Origin of the sequence: Cognatilysobacter bugurensis (assembly GCF_014652095.1) — a bacterium.
Lineage (GTDB): Bacteria > Pseudomonadota > Gammaproteobacteria > Xanthomonadales > Xanthomonadaceae > Cognatilysobacter > Cognatilysobacter bugurensis.
The window spans coordinates 829987-854467 of record NZ_BMYD01000001.1 but is presented as its reverse complement, the minus strand read 5'-3'; the positions used below and the strand labels follow the sequence as shown (position 1 = coordinate 854467).

Here is a 24481-nt window from a genome sequence, read left to right as displayed (position 1 = left end):
TGCGGTGGCGCATGGAGGCGTCGTGCATGGGTGCAGCCAACGCGGTTCGCCACATTAACTCAGCCGTGAAACGGGCAGCAAGGCGGTAGGCGGGGATAATCGCGGGCTTCGATCCACACGCCAGCCCCTGCATGACACGCCCGGTATCAAGCTCACTCGAAGCACTGCGCAGCGAAGTCCTCAATTACAGCGGGCGGTGGCCGGACGAGGACGTCACGCCGTTCCTCGAGTTGCTCCAAGATGGCGACAACGCGTTTGGTCGCGAGCGGCTGGAAGGCCATTTCACCGCGTCGGCCTGGCTGGTCGATCGACGCGGGACGCGTCTGCTGATGACCCATCACCGCAAGCTCGGCCGTTGGCTGCAACTCGGCGGGCATGCCGATGGCGATGGCGATCTCGCGTTTGCCGCATTGCGCGAGGCGCGGGAAGAGTCGGGCCTGCCCGGGTTGGAGGTCGATCACGGGATCTTCGACCTCGATCGCCATTGGATCCCGGAGCGCAAGGACGTGCCGGGCCACTGGCACTACGACGTTCGATTCGTCGTCCGCGCCGGCGATGACGAGGCGTTCGTGGTCAGCGACGAGTCCCATGCATTGGCGTGGCGCGACGTCGGTTTGCTGCTCGACGATCCCGACACCGATCCGTCGATCCGTCGCATGGCCGGCAAGTGGCTCCAGCGGAGCGTCACGCGCCTCCCTGCGTGAAGCAGCAGGCCTAGCCAGGGGCGCGGAGTGAATTATTGGTACGCTCGGGGCAGCTACGTCGTTGCTGACGAGCACTGTGCGTCGCCACGCGACGCCCAGGTCGCACCTGCCAGAGGACCGTGTTACGTGGATTCCGCCCTGAACGCGCTGAACGACATCATCTGGAGCTCGGCGCTCATCTACCTGTGCCTTGGCGCCGGTCTGTATTTCTCGATCCGCACGCGGTTCCTGCAATTGCGCAGCTTCGGCGAGATGTTCCGCCTTACGTTCTCGGGGCAACGCTCTGAAGCCGGCATCTCGTCGTTCCAGGCGCTGGCGATGTCGTTGTCCGGACGTGTCGGCATCGGCAACATCGCCGGCGTCGCAACGGCGATCGCCGCCGGCGGCCCGGGCGCAATCTTTTGGATGTGGGTGATGGCGCTACTCGGGGCATCGACCGCCGCGATCGAGGCGACGCTTGCCCAGATTTACAAAGAAACCGACGACGAGGGGCGATACCGCGGCGGCCCGGCCTACTACATCGAGAAAGCGACGGGGCAGAAGTGGTACGCGCTGACCTTCGCGGTCGCGACAATCCTTGCGACCGGCTTGTTGCTGCCGGGCGTGCAGGCGAACGGCATCGCCACTGGCATGCGCAACGCGTGGGGCGTCGAGCCGCTGATGGTGGCGCTGCCGCTCGCAGCCGTGCTGGCCCTCATCATCTTCGGCGGCGTGAAGCGGATCTCGCGGTTCGCGGAGGTCGTGGTGCCGTTCATGGCGCTCGGCTACATGGGCGTGGCGGTCTACATCGTGATCGCGAACGCCGATGCGTTGCCGGCGATGATCTCGCTCGTGTTCCGCAGTGCGTTCGGTGCCGAGGCGGCGTTCGGCGGCATGCTTGGTCTGGCCATCCAGTGGGGCGTGAAGCGCGGCATCTATTCGAACGAGGCCGGGCAGGGCACCGCGCCGCATGCAGCCGCGGCTGCCGAGGTCTCGCATCCCGCTAAGCAAGGCTACGTGCAGGCGTTTTCGGTCTACATCGACACGTTGCTGGTGTGCTCCGCAACCGCATTCATGATCCTGTCGACCGGCCTCTACAACGTCACCGGGGCTGATGGCGCGCTGATCGTGAGCCAGCTGCCCGGCGTCGAGCCCGGACCGGGATTCACGCAGGCGGCCGTCGAGTCGGTGTTGCCGGGCCTGGGGGCCGGCTTTGTGGCGATCGCGCTGACGTTCTTCGCGTTCACGACGATCGTCGCCTACTACTACATGGCGGAAACGAACATCGCCTACATCAACCGCCAGAAGAGGCGGCCGTGGATGGTGCTCGCACTGCGCGTCCTGATCATCGGCGCGGTGATCCTGGGGGTCATGCGAAGCGCCGGGGCGGCCTGGACGCTCGGCGACATCGGCGTCGGCCTCATGGCGTGGCTGAACATCGTCGCGATCCTCATCATCCAGCGGCCGGCACTCGCGGCGCTCCGCGACTACGAGCGCCAGAGGCGTTCAGGCGCCGACCCGGTGTTCGACCCCGACGCGCTCGGAATCCGCAATGCCGAGTTCTGGCGCCGTCGGCTTCGCGGTGACTGAGCGGCGAGCCGCTCAGTACAGGACGCGCGTCCGCAGCGTGCCCGGGATCTCCATCAGCGCGGTGCGGATGTCATCCAGCTGGGTCTGGCTCGCGCTGACGTCGATGACCACGTAGCCCACCTTCGGGTGGGTGCGCAGGAACTGGCCGTCGATGTTCGCGCCGAGGCGCGAGAACACATCGTTGACCCGAGACAGCACGCCGGGCACGTTGCGGTGGATGTGCAAGAAGCGCGTGCTGCCCGTGTGCTCCGGCAGCGAGACCTCCGGGAAGTTCACGGCCGACAGGGTCGAGCCGTTGTCGCTGTAGCGGATCAGCTTCGACGCGACCTCGAGCCCGATGTTGTCCTGGGCCTCGAGCGTGCTGCCGCCGATATGCGGCGTGAGCAACACGTTGTCCAAGCCCGCGAGCGGCGTCTGGAACACGTCGTCGTTCCCCTTGGGCTCGACGGGAAACACGTCCACCGCGGCGCCGCCGACGTGTCCGCTGCGCACGGCGTCGGCAAGGCAGTCGACGTCGACGACAGTGCCGCGGGACGCGTTGATGAGGTGCGCGCCCGGTTTCATCATCGCGATCTGCGGCGCGCCGATCATCTCCCGCGTGGCGGGTGTTTCCGGCACGTGCAGCGTCACCACGTCGCTGCGCTGGAGCAACTCGTCGAGGTTGGCCGCTGCGCGCGCGTTGCCGAGCGAGAGCTTGGTTTCGATGTCGTGGAAGATCACCTGCATGCCGAGCGCCTCGGCGATCACGCCGACCTGCGTGCCGATGTGGCCGTAGCCGACGATGCCGAGCGTCTTACCGCGCGCCTCGTGGCTGCCCGACGCTGACTTCGCCCAGCCGCCCTTATGGCACTGTGCGTTCTTCGCGGGGATTCCCCGCAGCAGCATGATTGCTTCGGCAACGACGAGTTCGGCGACGCTGCGGGTGTTCGAGTAGGGCGCGTTGAACACCGGGATGCCGAGGTCCTCCGCAGCGTCGAGGTCCACCTGGCTCGTGCCGATGCAAAAACAGCCGATCGAGATCAGCCTGCGCGCCTCCTGCAGCAGGTCGGCGGTGAGCTGCGTGCGCGAGCGGATGCCGACGAGGTGGGCCTGCGCGAGTTCTTCGCGCAATTGCTCCTCGGGCAGGGATTTGTCGAACAGCCGGATTTGCGAATAACCCGCGGCGCGAAAGCTCTGGGCCGCGCTCGCGCTGATGCCTTCAAGCAGCAGCACGCGGATCTCGTGCTTCGGAAACGAGGTTTTGTGGGCCATGCGGCGCTCCTTCGCGAGGGAGACGATGACTATCGCAGATCGTGTGGCGTGATGATGTCCAGCTGGACGGCGCCGGCGCGCGGCGGCAGGCTTGAGGCCTGCACCGAGAGGAGAAGGTCATGACGGACGTCCGCCTGCAACGCCTGATCGAGACGGCGCCTGCGCTGCGCGTGCTGACCGACGCCGCTGAGCTCGAGCATTACGGCCGTGACTGGACCCGGCGCTGGCAACCCGCCCCATTGGCGATCGCGCTGCCCGCGACGGTGGAGGAGGTGCAGGCGATCGTGCGCTGGGCGAATGCCGAACGCGTCGCGCTTGTTCCCTCGGGCGGACGCACCGGACTGTCGGGCGGCGCGGTCGCAGCGAATGGCGAGCTGGTGCTGAGCCTCGAGCGCATGAACCGCGTACTCGCGTTCGATGCGATCGACCGCGTGTTGACCGTGCAGGCCGGCGTCGTGCTCGAAGCAGTTCACAACGCGGCGCGTGAGCATGGACTGGCGTACCCGGTGGACTACGCCGCGCGGGGCTCGTGCTCCATCGGCGGCAACATCGCCACGAACGCCGGCGGCATCCGGGTCATCCGCTACGGCAACACGCGCGAGTGGATCGCCGGCCTCAAGGTCGTGACGGGTACCGGCGAGGTGCTGGAGCTCAACCGCGGGCTCATCAAGAACTCGAGCGGCTACGACCTTCGCCATCTCATGATTGGATCGGAGGGCACGCTCGGCATCGTCGTGGAGGCCATGCTGCGATTGACCGAGCCGCCGCCGCCCACCCAGGTGATGCTGCTGGCGCTGCCGTCGTTCGAGGCGCTCATGCAGGTGTTCTCGATCTTCCGCAGCCGGATGACGCTCGAGGCGTTCGAGTTCTTCACCGATCGCGCCCTGCGTCATGTGCTCGCCCACGGCGCCCAGCGGCCGTTCGACGACGAGCACCCGTACTACGTGGTCACCGAGTTCGCTGCCGCCGATGAGCACCAGCAAGCGGTGGCGCTGGAAGCGTTCGAAGCGTGCCTGACCGAAGGCTTGGTCGTCGACGGGGCAATCAGCCAAAGCGACGCGCAGGCTGCGCAACTGTGGCGTTTGCGAGAGGGCATTACGGAGAGCCTCGCCCCGCACAAGCCGTACAAGAACGACGTGTCGGTTCGGATTTCGTCGATGCCCGCGTTCCTCGCCGAGACACAGGCGCTCATCGAGGCCGGATACCCCGGCGTGGACGTGGTGTGGTTCGGCCACATCGGTGACGGAAACCTGCACATCAATGTCGTGCCGCCCGAGGGCATGCCGCAGGACGTGTTCGTCGCGCAATGCGAACAGGTGACTGACCTGCTGTCCGGCGCGCTCGCGCGTCACGGGGGCAGCATTTCCGCCGAGCACGGCATTGGTCTGGTCAAGAAGCCGTATTTGCTGGACACGCGCAGCGAGGCCGAGGTCGCATTGATGCGCGGAATCAAGCGCGTGCTCGATCCGAACGGGATCATGAACCCGGGCAAGGTCTTCGACGCCTGATCGGGGCGAGCGCGGAGATACCGAATCCGGACAGCGAGGGCTCGCCGCCGCGCACGCAGACGCACCTGGGTTGTCAGCCCATCAGCTGCAGCTTGGCGCGCGGCAGGTAGGAGCGGGCGAGGGGCGAGTCACAGTGCAGGAGCACTGCTTTCGAAAGGCGCCTCAGCGCGACCTTTCCACGATCGGCCAGCTCGGGATTGATGCCCTGCTCGCGGACGATCGGATCGAGCAGGCTGAGCAGCGCTCCGCCGGTGCACAGGGGCTCGGGACCTTCGAGGCTTTCAGCCAATTGCAGGGCAAGGTCCGCAGCCGACACCCAGACGCGGCCCAGCACGAGATCCAGGTCGACGATGGCGGCGTCGACCATCTGCATTTCGATCCCGCAGCGCTCGAATGCCGCGAGGTAGCGCTGCAGAAGATCCGGCACCTGCTCCGCGGACGCGCGTTCGAGCTGCATCCCGACGCCGATCGGCGGAAGCAGGTGGGCCGGTACGCGTTCGATGCGCTTCGCGGCACCGGCGTGCGCGTTCAGCAGCAGGGCGATGTCCCACCGGTCGAGGTCTTCGTTCGACAGCAGATCGCGCACGTGAAGATCGATCTCGTCCAACTGCACTTCGATGCTGAAAGAGAACTGCTGACCGCCCGGGCAGTCCACCTGCCACTGCACGCGATCGCTGCAGCGCAGCGCCTGGGTATCCGGGGCAGCCCAGAGCGCGTCCAGATAGGCGCGTGCCGCGGGGGCGATCTGCTGCCCTTGCTGCACTGCGCGCTCGAGGCGGGCAAGCGCAATCGCCACTCGCAGCCAGGCAGCCTGCCCATCGGCAGCCGCAGCGGACACATCCGCCGCGCCGCCATGGGTGACAGACCAGAGTGCCTCCACCGTGGGCGCCGGCGGGGCGCATGCGACCAAGCGCTCGACGCCATGCTCGAACAGCTCGAGCAGGCCTGCGTCCTTGCTGTGGACGAGCGCGTACCGCCAGTCATCACCTGCCGAATCGGGGCCCAGCATCTCGACGAGCGCCCTCAGCGGAATCTCCGGCGAAAGCCTGCTTTTTTCAAAGGCGCGCAGGATCGACTGGTGCAGCGCCGCGTCGTCGGGAAAGAACTCGGCCGCCCGCAGGGCCATGGCCCTCATCTGCGCGTAGCGGCCGCCGCTCATGTGAAAGCCCCACCATGCGGACATGACCCGCCGCGATGATGGATCGACGTCGTAAAGCCGCTCGGCAAGCGCCTGCATCCTTCGATGCACCGCCGAGCCCGACCGGTCCCGCCCCGAAGCGCCGTCCAGAACCCTGAGCTGCAGCGCAAGCGACTCCGGACTGGACGAGTGCTCGGCGTTGTCGAGTACCTCCGCGGCTTGGCGGAGCTTCCATCGCTCGGCCAGGCACCAGGCGTGCTTCAGCGCCGCGTCGGTCTGGTCCGGGGCCGTGCGGTAGCCCTCGATGGCACCGGGCAGGTCCCCCGCCAGCAGGCGGCGGTCCCCGGCGGAGCCATGCGGGGGCTCGCCGGCATCACGCGCGCGTAGGCACTCATCGAGACTTAGGGCGGTGGCGTCGACGTCGAGCATGGGCGGCCGTGCATTACGTGGAAAGCAATCGGCCTCTCACTATGGCAGGACCGCACCCGCCCGGAATGCGCCCGACCTCCCCATTTCACAAACGCGACGTGCGATCCGTCACGACGATGGGCGGAATCACGCCCTGCCGCCGCATGCAGGCTCGGCAGCGGGGCATCGCGGGCTCAGTCAGCCCGGCCGGCGAACTCGCCCGTCGTCGTGTTGACCAACACGCGCTCGCCGTTCGCGATGTACTCGGGGACCATGATCTCCAGTCCGGTCGACAGCTTCGCCGGCTTCGGGCGCTTCGTCGCGGTCCCGCCCTTGAGTTCCGGCGGCGTCTCGACAACTTCCATCGTCACTGTCTGCGGCAACTGCAGCCCGACCGGCGCGTCGTCGATGATCTGCACGTAGCAGCCCGACAGGTCGGGGACGATGTAGCCCGCCATGTCGCCGATCGCATCGGCGTCGAGCGTGTACGGCGTGTAGTCCTCGTCATCGAGGAATACGAACGCATCGCCGTCCATGTACGAGAACGTGGCCTGCCGGCGGGCAAGGTCGACTTCGCGCAAATCGTCGTCGCCGTCGAAGCTTGCATCGAGCTTGTTGCCGCCTGGCACGCTGTACATGGTGAAACGGAAGCGCACATTGCCGCCGCGGCCCTGCGGCGAGCTGCGCTCGATGTCGCGGACCTGATACACGCCGCCGTTGTGCTCGACGACGTTGCCCTTCTTGATGTCGTAGGCCTTCATGGGAAACCGCACTCGAATTGAAGTGATGCGTGGGAGAGCCGCTCAGGGCGGCTCCGTGTGGCGGATCGCGCAGCGAGCGGCCTTACTTCGGCGCGAGTCGCGTCGCGCCGTCGAGGCGGATCGTCTCGCCGTTGAGGTAGGTGTTGCCGAGGATGTACGCGACGAGATCGGCGAACTCCGCGGGCTTGCCGAGGCGCGACGGGAACGGAATCGACGCGGCCAGCGACTGCTGCACGGAGTCGGGCATGCCGTCGACCATCGGCGTCCAGAACACGCCGGGCGCGACCGTCATGACGCGGATGCCGAAACGGGCGAGCTCACGCGCCATCGGCAGTGTCATGCCGACCACGCCGCCCTTAGAGGCGGAGTAGGCCGCCTGGCCGATCTGGCCTTCGAACGCCGCGACTGACGCCGTGTTGACGATCACGCCACGCTCGCCCGCGTCGTTCGCCTCGTTGTGCTGCATCAGCGACGCCGCGGCCTTGGCGACATTGAAGCTGCCGACCAGGTTCACCATGACGGTGCTCTGGAACTGCGACAGCGGCATCGCCGCTTCCTTGCCCAGCACTCGGCCGGCGCCGAGGATGCCGGCGCAGTTCACTGCGACGTTCAGGCCGCTAAGAAACTCGCGCGCCTGCTCCAGCGTGGAGACCACGCCCGCTTCATCGGTGACGTCGGTGCGGAAGTAGCGCGCGTTCGACTCGCCGAGCTCGGCGACGGCGGCCGCGCCTTTTTCATCGTTGACGTCGAGCAGCGCAACCTTCGCGCCTTGCGCGACAAGATGCTGCGCAACGGCGAAACCAAGACCGGACACGCCGCCGGTGATCACGGCGCGGGAGTGGGCAAGCTGCATGGGCGCTTCCTGAGACCGAAAGCGGGCGATTCTAAGCCCTGCCGCCGTTCGGGGCGCGCAGCGGTCAGAGATCGAGAACGTAGTAGCGGTCGCAACCGCCATGACCGGTTGCGCCCAGCGACGCATCCACGCGACGGAAGCCCGTGCGCTCATACAGCCGCATTGCGGCATCCATGCCCGTCAGGGTTTCGATGTAGCAACGGCGGAATCCGAAGCCGCGTGCGGCTTGAAGGCACCGGCTCATCATCGCAGCGCCCGCGCCCAAGCCGCGCAGTTCGGGCAGGAAATACATCTTGCGCAGTTCGCAGGTGTCCGCGTCGCCGCCTTCCAGCGGTGCGATGCCGGCGCCGCCGCACACCCGGTCCTCGCGTTCGACGACGAAGTAGGCGCTGCGAGGTGCGTTGTACGCGCGGTGCATCCAGTCGACTTCCGGATCGTTGATCGCAAAGCCCGCACCGCAGGCGCCGAACTCGGGCATGACGGTGCGGATGATCGAGGCGATCGTCGCATCGTCATCAGCGCGGATCGGGCGAATCTCGAAGGCATTCATGGTCAGCGTGTCTCCACGAGGGGGCCGTAGCGTGCCTCGATTTCATCGGGTTGCAGGGCTGGCGCGAACAGATAGCCCTGTCCAACGCCGATGCCCATCGAGCGCAGGCACTCGCGCTGCGCGTCGTTCTCGACGCCTTCGGCAACGACGTCCAGCCCGAGGCTCTGTGCGATGCCGGCCACCGCGCGGCACACCGCGACGTCGGAGGCGTTCTCCGGCACGCCCTGCACGAACAGCTTGCTGATTTTGACGCCGTGGATCGGCAGGCGCCGCAGGTAATTGAGTGCGCTGTAGCCTTCGCCGAAATCGTCGATCGACAGGGCGACACCAAGCTGGCGCAGCTCATGGAACGCGCGCAGCGTGTCCGGCACGTCTTCGATGAGCACGCGCTCGGTGAACTCGAGCTCGAGCGCAGGGCCGGGCAGTTCGTATTCGGCGAGCGCGTCGCGCACGATGCCCACCAGGTCCTCCGCGAGGAACTGGCGATACGACACGTTGACTGCGACGCGCGGCACGTCGACCCCCGCGTCGATCCACTCGCGCATCTGCCTGCACGCCTCGCGCAGTGCCCAGCCGCCGATGCCGACGATGTCGCCGGTGGTCTCGGCATGGTCGATGAAGCGGTCCGGTCGGATCTCGCCCAGCGTGCTGTTCTTCCAGCGGATCAGGGCTTCTGCGCCGATCACGCGCCCGGTATTGAGATCCACCTGCGGCTGGTACACGAGCCGGAACTCACCGTGCTCGATTGCGCGCCGCATCTTGTTCTCGAGCTCGAGGCGGTGCTGCTGCTTTTCGGCCAGCCGCGCCGTGAACAGCTGCCAGCCGTTGCGGCCGCGTCGCTTGCTGTCGAACATCGCCGCGTCGGCGCTCTGGATCAACGCCTCGGCCGACACCGGCCCGCCGTCGGCCACCGCAATACCGATGCTGGCGGTGATGTTGAAGTCTTCGGTGTGCACGCGGAAGCTAGCGTCGAATGCGTCGACGATCGCCTGCGCGAGCCGCTGCGGTCGCTCCGCATCGTCGGCGGTGTGGCAGATCACGATGAACTCGTCGCCGCCGAAACGCGCGGTCAGCCCTTCGCTGCCGACCGCATGCTGGATGCGCTTTGCGGCGGCCGCGAGCAGACCGTCGCCCGCGCCGTGGCCGAGCAGGTCGTTGACGACCTTGAATCGGTCGAGGTCGATGTAGAGCACCGCGACGCCGGACTGCGTCGGGTCCGCAAGGCGGACCTGCAGCTCCGACAGCAGCGCATCGCGATTGAGCAGCGTGGTCAGCGGATCGGTGCGCGCCTGCACGCGCAGCGTTTCTTCGTCCTGTCGTCGCTCGGTCACGTCCTGCAGCGTGCCCGTCAGGCGCGCCTGCAGCACCTGACGTGCGTCGTTCTCGCCGATGAGGCGGATCCACACGCTGTGCCCGTCATCGCGCGAGGCCAGCACCTCCAGATCGACGTGCTCTCCGCTCGCGATCGCGCCGTCAAGCGCCGCGCGCAGCGAGCGGCGGTCGCTGTCGCCGAGCACGCCGAGCAACGCCTCCATTGATTCCAGGGGCTCGTCGCGGCCGAGGATGCGACGCGCCTCGTCGGTCAGGTACAGGCGGTCCGGGCCCGGCTCCCATTCCCAGCCGCCGATGTGCGCCAGCGCCTGCGCGCGGTCGAACAGTGCGCTGTCGCGCTTGAGCGCCGTCACGTCGGAAAACAGCGTCATCACCTGCTGGACGCGGTCGGTCCCCGGGGCGAACTGCGGCACGGCGGTCACCGACACCCAGATCAGGCGGCGGCGCTCCCGGTGGTAGTAGCCAAGCACGGTGCTTTCGACCACGCCCCCGGTGCAACGCGCGACGACGGGCGGGAGTTCGTCATCGCGGAGCTCGCGTCCGTTCTCATCGATCACGAGCCACTGTTCGCGGCGAAAGACCGCGTCGACCGCATCGCCTGCGCCGATCCCGAACATGCGCATCGCGGCGGCGTTCGCGTGGACCACGCGATCGTCCGCGTCACGGATCAGGATGCCCTTGTCGACGAGCTCCATGAGCTCGCGATAGCGCAGCTCGCCGCCACGGCGCGTGGTGAGGTCGCGGGCGACTCCGACGATCCAAGACTGGCCATCGACATCTACGCGCGAGGAATGCACTTCGACCGGGAAGCGTGTGCCGTCCGCGCGTCGGTTCGTGACCTCGATGAGGTAGTTCTCGCGGCGATCGAGCGCTTCGCGCACCGGCACCATGTGCTCGCGGGGCAGGTCGGGATTCACCTGGTGAATCGGGCGCCCGATGATCTGCTCGCGCGTGCGGTCGAATGACGCGAGGGCCGCGTCGTTGAGATCCACGACGTTCCCTTCGTAGTCGAGCACGGTGACGGGATCCGGCATCGCCTGGAACAGCTCGCGATACGACGGCCGCGCCTCAGGGAGCGCCGCGTCGTCCGCGATGCGTGTTCGCAGCGCTGCGAGGGTCTCGCGGTCCTGCTCGGTCACGTCGGCCTCGCCGATGACGCGATCGAGCAATGCAAGAGCCGCGGCGTCAGACACCGGCGGCGCATTCGACCTGCGCCGACTCATTTCGCGAGGGCCCGCCCCACCTTGCTGCCCGTGTCACGGCCGAGCAGGCCGGCGAGCCAGCGGCCGGTTTCGGCCAGCGCATCGAGGTCAACGCCGGTCTCGAAACCGAGGCCGTGCAGCATGTACGCGACGTCTTCCGTCGCCACGTTCCCGCTTGCGCCGGTCGCATACGGGCATCCGCCGGCCCCCGACACCGCCGCGTCGACCACGCGCACGCCGTCCTCGAGGCAGGCGAGCACGTTCGCGAGCGCCTGGCCGTAGGTGTCATGGAAATGCACGGCGAGCGCCGCCACCGGCACTTCGGCCGCAACGGCGCGCACCATCGCACGCGCCTTCCCCGGTGTGCCGACGCCGATCGTGTCGCCCAGCGAGACCTCATAGCAGCCCATGCGGTGCAGGAGCACGCTGACGCGGACCACGTCGTCGAGCGGCACCTCGCCCTGATACGGACAGCCGAGTACGGTCGACACGTAACCGCGCACGCGGACGCCGTCGGCCTTTGCGCGATCGAGCACGGGCTCGAAGCGGGCGATCGACTCGTCGATCGACGCGTTGATGTTCTTGCGGTTGAACGCTTCAGACGCGGCAGAAAAAACCGCGATTTCCTCGACGCCGACGGCACGGGCCCGCTCGTAGCCCTGCAGGTTCGGCACCAGCACCGGGTACGACACGCCCGTGCGGCGCTCGATGCCGGCGAAGACCTCGGTGGCATCGGCGAGCTGGGGCACCCACTTCGGGCTCACGAAACTCGTGGCCTCGATGCTGCGCAGGCCGGTCGCGGCGAGGCGATCGATGAGCGCGATCTTGTCGGCCGTCGACACGAAGGTTTTCTCGTTCTGCAGCCCGTCGCGCGGGCCGACTTCAACGATGCGAACGGACTCACTCATGGGTCGAGCGTCACCAGCACGGCATCGGCCTCGACGAAGTCGCCCATCGCGGCGCGAACCTCGGCGACGGTGCCGTCGCGCGGCGCCTTCAGTGCCAATTCCATCTTCATTGCCTCGATCACCATTACGTCCTGACCCTGTTGCACGGCATTGCCCGGTGCGACGCGCACCAGCACCACGCGGCCCGGCATCGGTGCGAGCACGCGATCCGCGCCTGCGGCCGCGGCGGCATCGTCCGCCTGGTAAAGCGGCACGGTCTCCAGTCGAAGCCGTGCGCGGCCGTCATGCACGACGGTGCGGGCGCCGGTGTCCAGCACGCGCACGCGCTGGGCCCGCTCCTCGATGCGCAGGCTCAGCGCGCCGTCCTCGAACCGCGCGCCGGATACGGCATGCGCGGTTCCGTCGATTGCGACGCGGTACCCGCCGCCGTGGCCCTGCGCCTGGACCTCCAAACGTTCGCCGCGCAGCGTCGAGGCCAGCGTGCGGTGGCCGGCGTGGCCGAGGCGCCAGCCGTCGGACGCCGCCCACGGGGAGCCGGGATCGCCCGACGCCGCCGAGCAGCCGCGCCCGCGACGCTCCTCGTCGAGCAGGCGCGCCACCGTCGCCGCCACGAGCAGGTCGGTCGGCGGCGAGCCGGGGGCGGGGAGGAATTCTTCCAGGCGGCGATCCAGCAGTCCGGTGTCGATCGTCGCCTCGACGACGGCGGGATGCCGGACCAGGCGCTCCAGGAACTCGACGTTCGACTTAGGCCCGGCGATCTCGCACTGGGCCAGCGCGTCGCGCAGTCGCGCCAGCGCGCGCGGCCGGTCGGTGTCCCAGACGATGAGCTTGGCGATCATCGGGTCGTAGAAGATTGTGACCGTGTCGCCTTCGACCACGCCCGAATCAATGCGCACGTGGGCCGACGGCTGCGGCAACACGAGCCGCTCCAGCCGCCCGGAACCGGGCAGGAAACCGGCATCGGGGTCCTCGGCGTAGAGCCGCACCTCGATCGCATGCCCGCGCTGCGCGATCTCGTCCTGCGCCAGCGGCAACGGCTGTCCAGCGGCAATCCGCAGCTGCCATTCGACGAGGTCGAGCCCGGTCACCATTTCGGTGACGGGGTGTTCGACCTGCAGCCGCGTGTTGATTTCCATGAAGTAGAAGCCACCGTCGGGCCCGACGATGAATTCAACGGTGCCCGCGTTGACGTAGTCGATCGCCCGTGCGGCCAGCACGGCGGCCTCGCCCATGGCGCGGCGCAGTTCGGGCGTCAGGAACGGCGACGGCGACTCCTCGAGCACCTTCTGGTACCGGCGCTGCGCGGAGCACTCGCGCTCGTTGAGATGGATCGCGCCGCCGTAGGCATCGCCGAACACCTGGATTTCGATGTGGCGCGGTTGCTCGACGTAACGCTCCAGCAGCACGCGGTCGCGTCCGAACGCGTTGCGCGCCTCGCGCTGGCAGCTTTCGAGGTTCGGCAGGAACTCGTCGGACGTGCGCACGATGCGCATGCCCTTGCCGCCGCCGCCGTGTGCCGCCTTGATCATCAGCGGATAGCCGATGCGGTCGGCCTCGCGATGCAGCAGCTCGGGCGTCTGGTCTTCGCCGGTGTAGCCCGGCACGACGGGCACGCCCGCGGCCTGCATCAGCTCCTTCGCGCCGGCCTTGCTGCCCATCTTCCGCATCGAACCGGCTTTCGGCCCGATGAAAACGATGCCAGCGGCTTCAACCGCGTCCGCGAAATCAGCGTTCTCGCTGAGAAAACCGTAGCCCGGGTGGATCGCCTGCGCGCCGGTTTTCTTCGCGACCTCGATGATCGCGTCGCCGCGCAGGTACGAGTCCTGCGGGCGCGGCCCGCCGATGCAGTGGGCCTCGTCGGCCTGGCGCACGTGCTGCGCGTCGGCGTCCGCCTGCGAATAGACCGCAACGGTGCGGATGCCAAGGCGCCGGCAGGTGCGGATCACGCGGCAGGCGATTTCGCCGCGGTTGGCGATCAGGATCGTGTCGAACATGCGCGCTTTCACTCGGGCCCGATCGAGCGGGCAAGGCAGGGAGGCGACGTCGTCGATGCGACGGCGCGGCATTGTTTCAGAACAGACGTGTCGAGCGCTTGCACGCGGCCGTATTGGCGGCCGCGGCCAGTCCCGGGAGCGTCATGCTTCGGGCACGCACCAGCGCGGTTTGCGCTTGTCGAGGAAGGCCCCGAGGCCTTCCTGGCCTTCTTCGGACACGCGCAGTCGCGCGATCAACGCGGCGTTGTCGGCGTCGAGCGTGTCGCGGTCCGTCGTCTGTGCGACTCGACGGACGAGCGCCTTGGCCTGCGCAGCGGCGTGCGGACCGGCTTTCAGCAACAGGTCGACCTGCCGCTGCACGGTGGCGTCGAGGTCCTCCTCCGCGACCACCTCGTGCAGCAGGCCGAGCCGGTGTGCCACGTCGGCGCCGAAGATCTCCGCCGTCGCAAACCAGCGCCGGGCTTCGCGCGGGCCGATCGCCTCGACCACGTACGGCGAAATCACCGCCGGCAGCAGGCCGAGCTTGCTCTCGGTCAGGCCGAACTTCGCGGCGGGCGCGCCGATCGCGATGTCGCAGCAGGCGACGAGGCCGACGCCGCCGCCGAATGCCGCGCCGTGGACGCGCGCGATCGTCGGCTTCGGGAGTTCGTCGAGCGTGCGCATGAGCCGGGCGAGCGCGAGCGCGTCGTCCCGGTTCTCGTCCTCGCCTGCGGCGGCCATGCCGCGCATCCAGTTCAGGTCCGCGCCGGCGGAGAACGACGCGCCTTCGCCTTCGAGGATCACGACGCGCACGTGCGGGTCGCCGGCGACCGCGGTCAGCGCGCCGGTGAGCGCGGCAATCAGCCGCGCGTCGAAAGCGTTATGCAGCTCCGGGCGGTTCAGGCGCAGGCGGGCGACAGGGCCCTCGCGCAGACTCAGCAGGGGATGGCTCACGGCGGTTCCTGGATCATCGATGCCGCCGATGATAGCCAGCTGGGCCGCACCGACGTTGCCTGGCGCGCCGGTGGTAGTATTAAGAACGATTCCCATTTGGCGCGCCGAGGCCCGGCGGCAGGTGTCCCCTTGAAGTTGTCCGAACTGCCGCGCCGCGTTGCGGCGACGGTCGAGGGCGTCGCCGACGCCGTCCCGAACGACGCGATCGCGCGCCGCCTCCGTGAACTGGGCTTTGTGCGCGGCGAGCGGGTCGAGATCGTCGCGGCCGGGCCGGTCGGCGCGGAGCCGCTGCTGGTGCAGATCGGCTTCACGCGGTTCGCGTTGCGTCGCAGCGAGGCGGCGCGGATCGAGGTGACGGTCGACTCGGAGGCGTTCGCGTGAGCGCCACGACCGCGCTGCGCCTCGCGCTCGTCGGCAACCCGAACTGCGGAAAGACCGCGCTGTTCAACCTGCTGACCGGCAGCCGCCAGAAAGTGGCGAATTACGCCGGTGTCACGGTTGAGCGCAAGGAGGGGCGGTTCCTCGCGCCGTCGGGCCGTGAGTACGCGTTGCTCGATCTGCCCGGTGCTTACAGCTTCCACGCCGCCAGCCTGGACGAGGCGGTGACGCGCGACCTGTGCCGTGGCCATTACCCGGGCGAGCCAGCGCCGGACGTCATCGTTTGTGTCGTCGACGCGACGAACCTGCGCCTGCATCTGCGCTTCGCGCTCGAAGTGCGCGCGCTTGGCCGGCCGATGGTGCTCGCGGTCAACATGATGGATGCGGCGCGGCGCCGCGGAATCCACGTGGATCTTGAAGCGCTGGAACACGAGATCGGCGTGCCGGTCGTGCCGACGGTGGCCGTGCGGCGCGACGGTGCACGCGAGCTGGTCGCGCGCCTCGACGCGGTGGCCGCGGGCCCGGCACCGGCGACGCCCGCGCAGAGCGCCGCGGCAGACGCGGATGGCGAGCGCCTGCACGAGGAAACGCGTCGTTTGATCGCAGCCACGGTCACGATGCCGCGGCGCACGGCGGAGATCGACGACGCGCTCGACCGCTGGTTGCTGCACCCGGTGCTCGGCCTCGCGACGCTCGCGGTCGTGATGTTCCTGATCTTCCAGGCGGTGTACGCCTGGGCGACGCCGATGATGGACCTCATCGAGGCCGGCACGGCGCTGGTCGCAAGTGGCGTGGAAGGGGCCCTCGCCGAAGGGCCGCTGCGCAGCCTGCTCATGGACGGCATCATCGCCGGCCTCGGCGGCGTGATCGTGTTCCTGCCGCAGATCCTGATCCTGTTCGCGTTCATCCTCGTGCTCGAGGAGACGGGGTATCTGCCGCGCGCTGCGTTCCTGCTCGACCGCACGATGGCGAAGGCCGGGCTGTCGGGCCGCTCGTTCATCCCGCTGCTATCGAGCTTCGCCTGCGCGATTCCGGGGATCATGGCGACCCGTACGATCCAGGACCCGCGCGACCGGCTCACGACGATCCTCGTGGCGCCGCTCATGACGTGCTCGGCGCGGCTGCCGGTATACGCGCTGCTCATCGGCGCGTTCATCCCGCAGCAGCAGGTCTGGGGCGTGTTCAACCTGCAGGGCCTGGTGCTGTTCGCGCTCTACGCCGCGGGCATCGCGAGCGCGCTTGCGGTGTCGTGGGTCATGAAAAAGTGGCGGCACGACAAGAGCGAGCACGCGCTGCTGCTGGAACTGCCGTCGTACCGCGTACCGCATCCGCGCGATCTGCTGATCGGCTTGTGGGAGCGCGCGTGGATCTTCCTGCGGCGTGTGGGCGGCATCATCCTCGCGATGACGGTGCTGCTGTGGGTGCTGCTGTCGTTCCCGGCCCCGCCGGTGGGCGCCCCCGGCCCGGCGATCGACTACAGCTTCGCGGGGCGGATCGGCCACGCGATGACCGCGTTCTTCGCGCCGCTCGGCTTCAACTGGCAGATCTGCATTGCGCTCATCCCCGGGCTCGCGGCGCGTGAAGTCGCGGTGTCGTCGCTTGCGACCGTCTACGCGCTGCAGGCCGCCGACGAAAGCGCGGCGACCGAGCTGCTCACGCCCATCATCACCGACACGTGGTCGCTGGCCACTGCGTTGTCGTTGCTCGTATGGTTCGTCTACGCGCCGCAGTGCCTCTCGACGCTTGCGACGATTCGTCGCGAGACCCACTCGTGGAAGCAGGTGGCGATCGCGGCGGGCTACCTGTTCGGCCTGGCGTACCTTGCGTCGCTGCTGACGTACCAACTCGCCGTTTTGCTCGGGGCTGGCTGATGCTCGCGATCGACCCGGCACTGCAGCACACGCTCATTGCCGCGGCTGCCACGGCAAGCGCGGGCTATCTCGTGCGTCGCCAATGGCCGGGCGCGGTGGATCGGTTGCGCCTCGCGGCCGCATCACGGCTGCTGCGCGCCGGCCACGCGGGCCTTGCTCGACGCCTGGCGCCGACGCCGTCTGCATCAGCCGGCGCATGCGGCAGTTGCAATGGATGCGGCCCGGGCGGCGACTGAACTCCCAGGCACGCGCATCACCCGCGGCCCGCGCCGCGGGCACCACAGGGGCGGATGTCAGTCGACGTCCGCGAGCAGGCGCTTCGCCGCCGCGCGGGCTTCGCGCGTGAGTTCGACGCCGCCGATCATCCGCGCGATTTCCTCTTCGCGCTGGCGCCCGTCCAGCACCTGCACGGCGCTGACGGTGACGCCCGCTTGCGCAGACTTGCTCACGCGGTAGTGCGCGTGCCCGTGCGCCGCGACCTGCGGCAGGTGGGTGACGCACAGCACCTGCCGTCGTGCCCCGAGCGCGCGCAGCTTCTGTCCGACGATATGCGCGACGGCGCCGCCGATGCCGGTGTCGACCTCGTCGAACACCATCGTCGGCACCGCGTCCAGCCCGAGCGAGGCCACTTCGATCGCGAGCGAGATGCGTGACAGCTCGCCGCCCGACGCGACCTTGCGCAGCGCGCGCGCCGGCTGTCCGGGGTTGGCCGCAACGAGAAACTCGACGCGCTCGGCGCCGTTCGGGTCCGGCCGCTCGTCACCGAGCGCCTCGAACTCGATGTCGAAGCGGCCACCGCCCATGCCGAGCTCGGCGATGATCGCGGTGGTCGACGTCGACAGCTCTTGCGCCGCCGAGCGTCGCGCAGCACCCAGGCGATCGGCCGCGGCGCGCCAGGCGTCGCGAGCGCGGGCGATGTCGGCGTCCAGAGTTTCCAGCCGTGTCGTCGCGCCGGCGAGCTCTTCGAGCTCGCTTGCGATCTCGTCGCGCCGCGCCGCCAGGTTCTCAGGCGTAACGCGGTGCTTGCGTGCGAGTTCGTGCACGCGCCCGAGTTGCCGATCCAGCGCCTCGAGCGATGCGGGATCGAGATCGAGGTCGCTGCGCACGCGATCGAGCAGTGCGAGCGCCTCGTCGAGCTGGATCACTGCGTTGTCGAGCATGGCGTCGACCTCGCCGAGCCGCGGCTCGTGCTCGGTGACGCGCTGCAGCTCGTTGCGGGCCTGCTGCACCGTCCGCGACACCGACGGGCCTTCTTCACCGCCAAGGCGAGCGGCGGCGAGCTCGCAGGCCGAGATCAGGTCGGACGCGTGCCCGTGGCGCCGGTGCTCCGCGAGCAGCTTCGCCAGTGCCTCCGGCTCCAGCGCGTCGCGTTCGAGCTCGGCGTGCTGGTGCGTGAGCCATTCGATGCGCTCGGTCACGTCGCCTCGCGCCTGCAGCGCATCGCGTTCGCGCAGCAACGACGTCCAGCGACGAGCCGCCGCAGCGACTTCAGCGCGCAGCGCGTCCGTGCGACCGAACGCGTCGAGCAGCGCAAGCTGGCTCGGGCGCGCCATGAGCGCCTGGTGCTCGTGCTGGCCGTGGATTTCGGCCAAGCGGCCGGCGAGGTCGCCGAGCTGCGTCAGCGTGACCGGGCTCCCGTTGACCCACGCGCGCGAGCCGCCGTCGGCGCGGACGATCCGACGCACGATGCAGCGCACCGCGTCGGTTTCGTCACCGTCGTCGAGTTCCTGCTCGCGAAGCCATTCGCGCGCCAGCGGCGCGTCGGAAAGATCGAATTCGCCGACCAGTTCCGCGCGATCCGCGCCGTGGCGGACCACGCCGCTGTCGGCGCGCACGCCCGACAGCAGGCCGAGCGCGTCGACGAGCAGCGACTTGCCGGCGCCGGTTTCACCCGAGATCACGGTGAGGCCGGGGCCGAATGCGAGGTCCGCGGCGTCGACGACGGCGAACTGTTTGAGCGAGAGATGGGAGAGCATGCGCTGCGGATTGTGCCTTGGCCGGGAGGTACGCGCGAAGCCCGCGCATTGCAGACGCCCGCCGTCTCACCGATTGCGAAGCAACTGCACGGCCTCACGCTTGCTTGACCGCGCGCACCGGCTTATATGGCAGTCGATGAGCCGCCGCCCTGCCGACCCGACCCTCGACCCCCGTGCGCGGCAGCTGCTGCGCACGTTGATCGGACGGTACATTCACAGCGGCGAGCCGGTTGGATCGCAGACGCTCGCGCGCCATGCCGGGCTCGACGTGAGCGCGGCGACGATTCGCAACATCCTGTCCGATCTCGAGGACGCCGGCCTTCTCAGTGCCCCGCACACCTCGGCCGGCCGTGTACCCACGGCGCAGGGCTACCGCCTGTTCGTCGATTCGCTGCTGCAGGTGCGGCCGCTGCCGGAAGCCGACGTGGCGCGGCTTCGCAACGAGTTGCCGGCCGGCACCGGCATGCAGTCGCTGCTCGGCAGTGCGTCGGAGCTGCTGTCGGCCATGACGCATTTTGTGGGTGTCGTCAGCGTGCCGCGGCGCGAGCAGTTTGCGTTCCGGCGCATCGAGTTCCTGCCGCTCGACGCGCAGCGCGTGCTCGGCATCCTCATTTTCGCGGATAACGACGTCCAGAACCGCGTGATCCAGACCCGCCGACCGTACGACGCCAGCGAGCTCGAACGCATCGGCAACTACCTCAACGCGCATTTCGCCGGCCGCACGCTTACCGACATTCGCCGCACGTTGTTGCATGAGCTGCGCAGCACGCGCGACGAAATGGAAACGCTGCTGACGCAGTCGATCGAGCTTGCCGAGCAGGTGCTAGAGGGCGGCCGCGACGACATGGTGCTGGCCGGCCAAACCCGACTGATGGGGCTGCAGGAGCTGTCCGACGTGGAGCGCCTGCGCGAGCTGTTCGAGGCGTTCGCACGCAAGCGTGAGATTTTGCAGTTGCTCGAGCGCACCGTCGACGCCCCCGGGGTCCGGATATTCATCGGCGAGGAGACCGGGCTCGCTTCGCTGGAAGGCGTCTCGGTCGTGACCGCGTCGTATCGCGCAGGCGGCGCGCCGGACGGCCAAGTTCTCGGCGTGCTCGGGGTGATTGGACCCACGCGCATGGCCTACGACCGCGTCATACCGGTGGTCCAGGCCGCTGCCGATGCGCTCGGTGACGCATTCAGGTCCGACAGCTGAGGCGGTCCGGCGGAAGTGCGAGACGCTCGCGGCCGTCACGCGCGCCTTGAAACACCTCTGCGCGCCCCCCATAGCAGGCGGGACCGTTTAGCAGAGGACCCCGCATGACCCCCGATTCCACGCAGGAGCCGAAGGAGCAGACCGCCGCCGACGCGATGAATGCGGACGCCGAAGGCAGCGAGCTCGACCACCTGCGCGCCGAAGTCGCCCGCATCCGCGAGGACGCGCTGCGCGAGCGCGCGGAGCTCGACAACCAGCGCAAGCGCCTGCAGCGCGACGTCGAACTGGCCCGCAAGTTCGCGAACGAGCGCCTGCTCGGTGACTTGCTGCCGGTGGTCGACAGCCTCGAAGCCGGCCTGAGCGCCGCGCCGTCGGACGCCGGCGCCGTACGCGAGGGCATGGAGCTGACACTGCGCCAGTTGCTCAAGGTCGCCGCGGACCACGGCCTCAAGCCGGTCGATCCCGTCGGCCAGGCATTCAATCCGGACCAGCACCAGGCGATGAGCATGGTCGACAGCCCGGATCACGCGCCGGGGCACGTGGTGCAGGTCTACCAAAAGGGCTGGCTGCTCAACGAGCGCCTGCTGCGGCCCGCACTCGTCGTGGTCTCGCGCCACGAGTAAGGCTTGAACTGCGGGGCCAGGCCCCCCAGATAGCGCACATCGGCGGCTCGGCCGCCCACTGAATTCGAATCATAGGAGCAGCACCATGGGCAAGATCATCGGCATCGACTTGGGCACCACCAACTCCTGCGTCGCGGTGATGGAAGGCGGCAAGGCGAAGGTCATCGAGAACGCGGAGGGCGACCGCACCACGCCGTCGATCATCGCGTACACGAAGGACGGCGAAGTCCTCGCCGGCGCGTCCGCCAAGCGCCAGGCCGTCACCAACCCCAAGAACACGTTCTACGCGGTCAAGCGCCTCGTCGGCCGCAAGTTCTCCGATGCCGAGGTCCAGAAGGACATCGGCCTGGTGCCGTACTCGATCACCCAGCACGATAACGGCGACGCCTGGGTCGCGACGGCTGACGGCCGCAAGATGGCGCCGCAGCAGATCTCGGCTGAAGTGCTGTCGAAAATGAAGAAGACGGCTGAGGCCTATCTCGGCGAGGCGGTCACCGAGGCCGTCATCACCGTGCCGGCGTACTTCAACGACAGCCAGCGCCAGGCGACGAAGGACGCGGGCAAGATTGCGGGCCTCGACGTCAAGCGCATCATCAACGAGCCGACGGCCGCGGCGCTCGCGTACGGCATGGACAAGAAGGGCGGCGACCGCAAGGTGGCCGTGTACGACCTCGGCGGCGGCACGTTCGACGTGTCGATCATCGAGATCGCGTCGGTGGACGGCGAGATGCAGGTCGAAGTGCTCTCGACGAACGGCGACACGTTCCTCGGCGGCGAGGACTTCGACAAGCGCGTCATCGACTACCTCGTCGAGGAATTCCAGCGCGAGCAGGGCATCGACCTGCGCAAGGATCCGCTCGCCCTGCAGCGTCTGAAGGACGCGGCCGAGCGCGCGAAGATCGAGCTGTCGTCCTCGCAGCAGACCGACGTCAACCTGCCGTACGTCACCGCCGATGCCTCCGGCCCGAAGCACCTCAACATCAAGCTGACGCGCGCCAAGCTCGAAGCACTGGTGGACGACTTGATCAAGAAGACGATCGAGCCGTGCCGTGTCGCGCTCAACGACGCCGGCCTGCGCGCCAGTGACATCAGCGAGGTGATCCTCGTCGGTGGCCAGACCCGCATGCCGAAGGTCAGCCAGGCCGTGGCCGATTTCTTCGGCAAGGAACCGCGTAAGGACGTCAACCCGGACGAGGCCGTCGCGATCGGCGCCGCGATCCAGGGCGGCGTGCTCGGCGGCGAGGTCAAGGACGTGCTGCTGCTCGACGTGACCCCGCTGTCGCTCGGCATCGAGACGCTCGGCGGCGTGTTCACGAAGATCATCGAGAAGAACACCACGGTGCCGACCAAGGCGTCGCAGGTCTTCTCGACGGCCGAGGACAACCAGTCCGCCGTCACCGTGCACGTGTTGCAGGGCGAGCGTGAGCAGGCCCGCTTCAACAAGTCGCTCGCGCGTTTCGACCTCACCGGTATCGACCCGTCGCCGCGCGGCATGCCGCAGGTCGAGGTCTCGTTCGACATCGACGCGAACGGCATCGTGCACGTGACCGCAAAGGACAAGAAGACGGGCAAGGAGCAGAAGGTCGAGATCAAGGCCGGCTCGGGCCTGTCCGACGACGAGATCCAGCGGATGGTCCAGGACGCCGAGGCGAACCGCGAGGAAGACCTCAAGTTCCAGGAACTCGTGAAGGCGCGTAACCACGCTGACGCCCTGATCCACTCGGCCCGCAGCACGATCAAGGACAACGGCGACAAGCTGCCGGGCGACGCGATCGGTCGTGCCGAAGGCGCGATCGCCGAGCTCGAGACCGCAATGCGCGGCGACGACAAGGCCCAGATCGAAGGCAAGAGCCGCGCCCTCGAGGAGGTGATGCAGGCCTTGGCGGCCGGCGCGCAGCAGCCGGGTCCGGACATGGGCGCGGGCGCTGGTCCGCAGGACGCGGGTGCGAAGAGCGACGACGTGGTCGACGCCGAGTTCACCGAGGTCAAGGACGACAACAAGTAACGCCGGACCCCGGCGGATGGGCCGCGGGAGCCGGCGGGGCGATATCGCCTCGTGGCTCCCGCGTTCCGTTTGGAACCGCCGTTCCGGCCCGAGCGCGCCTTTCGGGCGCGCCTGACGAGCACCACGAGATCGAACCGGCTGCATGAGCAAGCGCGATTACTACGAAGTGCTGGGCGTAACCCGCACCGCGACCGACGAGGACCTCAAGAAGGCCTATCGCCGGTGCGCGATGAAGTTCCACCCCGACCGTAATCCGGGCGACGCTGCCGCCGAGGCCGCGTTTAAGGAGTGCAAGGAGGCGTACGAAGTGCTGTCGGACCCGAACCGGCGGCGCATGTACGACCAGCACGGCCACGCGGCGTTCGAGCACGGCATGGGCGGCGGTGGCGGTCCCGGCTACGCCGACATGGGCGACATCTTCGGCGACATCTTCGGCAACATCTTCGGCAACATCTTCGGCGGCGGCGCCGGGGCCTCGCGCGGCCCGCGTCGCGGGGCCGACATCGGCTACGTGATGGAGCTGTCGCTCGAAGAGGCCGTGTTTGGCGTCGAGAAGCAGATCGAAATCCCCACGCTTGAAGAGTGCGAACCGTGCACCGGGAGCGGCTCGTCCGACGGCAAGGTCGAGACGTGCCCGACCTGCCACGGCCGCGGGCAGGTGCGCTTCCAGCGCGGCATCTTCTCGATGCAGCAGGCCTGCCCGCATTGCGGCGGCCGGGGCCAGATCGTGGCCAAGCCCTGCGCGGAATGCCGCGGGCAGGGCCGGGTCGAGCGCACGAAGACGCTGCAGGTCAAGGTGCCGGCCGGTGTCGACACGGGCGACCGGATCCGGCTCGCGGGCGAGGGCGAGGCCGGCCCGAGCGGCGCATCGCCCGGCGACCTCTATGTCGACGTGCGCGTGCGTGAACACGAAATCTTCCAGCGCGACGGCGATGACCTGCACTGCGAAGTGCCGATCCGCATCACCCAGGCCGCGCTAGGCGACACGGTGCGCGTTCCGACGCTCAACGGCGAGGTCGAGCTTCGCGTGCCGGCCGAAACGCAGAGCGGCAAGCTGTTCCGCGTTCGGGATAAGGGCGTGAAGTCCGTGCGCAGCCGCGCGCCGGGTGACCTGTACTGCCGCGTCGTCGTCGAAACACCGGTCAACCTGACCACGGAGCAGCGCGAGCTGCTCGAACAGTTCGAGGCCACGTTCGTTGGCGATACGGCCGCGCGCCGGCACTCGCCGCGCTCGTCCACGTTCCTCGACGGCGTGAAGGGCTTCTGGGAGCGGATGAAGTCGTGAGCGCGACCGGGCATGCGCCTGCCGGCTTGTTGCGGCC

Annotated in this window: 20 protein-coding genes; 10 read left to right on the top strand and 10 right to left on the bottom strand. The window is 68.5% G+C overall.

Annotated features, from left to right (window positions below; translation table 11 throughout):
* The first annotated feature begins 131 nt into the window (after positions 1–131).
* Together IE075_RS03895 and IE075_RS03890 are read left to right on the top strand one after the other, a co-directional pair.
* Entirely contained in the window at positions 132–704 is a 573-nt protein-coding gene (locus tag IE075_RS03895; RefSeq protein ID WP_189453485.1) for an NUDIX hydrolase, read from the top strand.
* Between the two features lie 126 nt (positions 705–830).
* Complete coding sequence (locus IE075_RS03890; RefSeq protein ID WP_189453483.1) at positions 831–2273, top strand: alanine/glycine:cation symporter family protein; 1443 nt, start codon at positions 831–833, stop codon at positions 2271–2273.
* Between the two features lie 12 nt (positions 2274–2285).
* Here the strand turns inward: IE075_RS03890 and serA are convergent, their stop codons facing one another.
* Complete coding sequence (gene serA / locus IE075_RS03885; RefSeq protein ID WP_189453481.1) at positions 2286–3524, bottom strand: phosphoglycerate dehydrogenase; 1239 nt, start codon at positions 3522–3524, stop codon at positions 2286–2288.
* Between the two features lie 119 nt (positions 3525–3643).
* Between serA and IE075_RS03880 the strand changes: the two genes are divergently transcribed.
* On the top strand, positions 3644–5032 hold the full coding sequence (locus IE075_RS03880) for an FAD-binding oxidoreductase (RefSeq protein WP_189453480.1): 1389 nt from the start codon (positions 3644–3646) through the stop codon (positions 5030–5032).
* Between the two features lie 73 nt (positions 5033–5105).
* Here the strand turns inward: IE075_RS03880 and IE075_RS03875 are convergent, their stop codons facing one another.
* From IE075_RS03875 to IE075_RS03840, 8 genes are all read right to left on the bottom strand, one after another.
* On the bottom strand, positions 5106–6599 hold the full coding sequence (locus tag IE075_RS03875; RefSeq protein WP_189453478.1) for a tetratricopeptide repeat protein: 1494 nt from the start codon (positions 6597–6599) through the stop codon (positions 5106–5108).
* Between the two features lie 173 nt (positions 6600–6772).
* Complete coding sequence (gene yeiP / locus IE075_RS03870; protein WP_189453476.1) at positions 6773–7339, bottom strand: elongation factor P-like protein YeiP; 567 nt, start codon at positions 7337–7339, stop codon at positions 6773–6775.
* 82 nt (positions 7340–7421) lie between these two features.
* Complete coding sequence (locus IE075_RS03865) at positions 7422–8192, bottom strand: SDR family NAD(P)-dependent oxidoreductase (protein ID WP_189453474.1); 771 nt, start codon at positions 8190–8192, stop codon at positions 7422–7424.
* A 64-nt stretch (positions 8193–8256) separates the two neighbouring features.
* Entirely contained in the window at positions 8257–8742 is a 486-nt protein-coding gene (locus IE075_RS03860; RefSeq protein ID WP_189453471.1) for a GNAT family N-acetyltransferase, read from the bottom strand.
* Between the two features lie 2 nt (positions 8743–8744).
* Complete coding sequence (locus IE075_RS03855; RefSeq protein WP_189453469.1) at positions 8745–11267, bottom strand: sensor domain-containing protein; 2523 nt, start codon at positions 11265–11267, stop codon at positions 8745–8747.
* 26 nt (positions 11268–11293) lie between these two features.
* Entirely contained in the window at positions 11294–12184 is an 891-nt protein-coding gene (locus tag IE075_RS03850; protein ID WP_189453467.1) for a hydroxymethylglutaryl-CoA lyase, read from the bottom strand.
* On the bottom strand, positions 12181–14178 hold the full coding sequence (locus tag IE075_RS03845; RefSeq protein ID WP_189453465.1) for an acetyl/propionyl/methylcrotonyl-CoA carboxylase subunit alpha: 1998 nt from the start codon (positions 14176–14178) through the stop codon (positions 12181–12183). The genes IE075_RS03850 and IE075_RS03845 overlap by 4 nt, the downstream gene beginning before the upstream one ends.
* Positions 14179–14319: 141 nt before the next feature.
* The gene (locus tag IE075_RS03840; RefSeq protein ID WP_229792301.1) at positions 14320–15111 is read right to left on the bottom strand and encodes an enoyl-CoA hydratase-related protein; all 792 of its coding nucleotides are present in this window, start codon (positions 15109–15111) and stop codon (positions 14320–14322) included.
* Between the two features lie 129 nt (positions 15112–15240).
* Here IE075_RS03840 and IE075_RS15565 point away from each other — a divergent pair, with 129 nt between their 5' ends.
* The 3 genes from IE075_RS15565 to IE075_RS15825 are packed head-to-tail and all read left to right on the top strand — an operon-like array spanning position 15241 to position 17596.
* Complete coding sequence (locus IE075_RS15565; protein ID WP_229792369.1) at positions 15241–15492, top strand: FeoA family protein; 252 nt, start codon at positions 15241–15243, stop codon at positions 15490–15492.
* Positions 15489–17360 (top strand): ferrous iron transport protein B, encoded by a 1872-nt coding sequence (feoB, locus tag IE075_RS03830; protein ID WP_189453459.1) that lies wholly within the window; start codon positions 15489–15491, stop codon positions 17358–17360. Before IE075_RS15565 ends, feoB begins: the two co-directional genes overlap by 4 nt.
* Positions 17360–17596, top strand: coding sequence for a DUF6587 family protein (locus tag IE075_RS15825; protein WP_308427806.1), 237 nt, complete (start codon positions 17360–17362; stop codon positions 17594–17596). The genes feoB and IE075_RS15825 overlap by 1 nt, the downstream gene beginning before the upstream one ends.
* A gap of 57 nt (positions 17597–17653) precedes the next feature.
* Here IE075_RS15825 and recN read toward each other — a convergent pair whose 3' ends face one another.
* Positions 17654–19336 carry a DNA repair protein RecN gene (gene recN / locus IE075_RS03825; RefSeq protein WP_189453457.1) on the bottom strand — a complete coding sequence of 561 codons (1683 nt, stop codon included), beginning with the start codon at positions 19334–19336 and terminating at the stop codon, positions 17654–17656.
* A 136-nt stretch (positions 19337–19472) separates the two neighbouring features.
* On the opposite strand from recN, the gene hrcA reads away from it, so the two are divergent.
* The 4 genes from hrcA to dnaJ all read left to right on the top strand — a co-directional run bounded on the left by hrcA (position 19473) and on the right by dnaJ (position 24444).
* Complete coding sequence (gene hrcA, locus IE075_RS03820; RefSeq protein WP_189453455.1) at positions 19473–20531, top strand: heat-inducible transcriptional repressor HrcA; 1059 nt, start codon at positions 19473–19475, stop codon at positions 20529–20531.
* A 104-nt stretch (positions 20532–20635) separates the two neighbouring features.
* Positions 20636–21154 (top strand): nucleotide exchange factor GrpE, encoded by a 519-nt coding sequence (grpE, locus tag IE075_RS03815; RefSeq protein WP_189453453.1) that lies wholly within the window; start codon positions 20636–20638, stop codon positions 21152–21154.
* Between the two features lie 85 nt (positions 21155–21239).
* Positions 21240–23159, top strand: a complete 1920-nt coding sequence (dnaK, locus tag IE075_RS03810; RefSeq protein ID WP_189453452.1) for a molecular chaperone DnaK — start codon at positions 21240–21242, stop codon at positions 23157–23159.
* 142 nt (positions 23160–23301) lie between these two features.
* Positions 23302–24444 carry a molecular chaperone DnaJ gene (gene dnaJ / locus IE075_RS03805; RefSeq protein ID WP_189453450.1) on the top strand — a complete coding sequence of 381 codons (1143 nt, stop codon included), beginning with the start codon at positions 23302–23304 and terminating at the stop codon, positions 24442–24444.
* Positions 24445–24481: the final 37 nt, after the last annotated feature.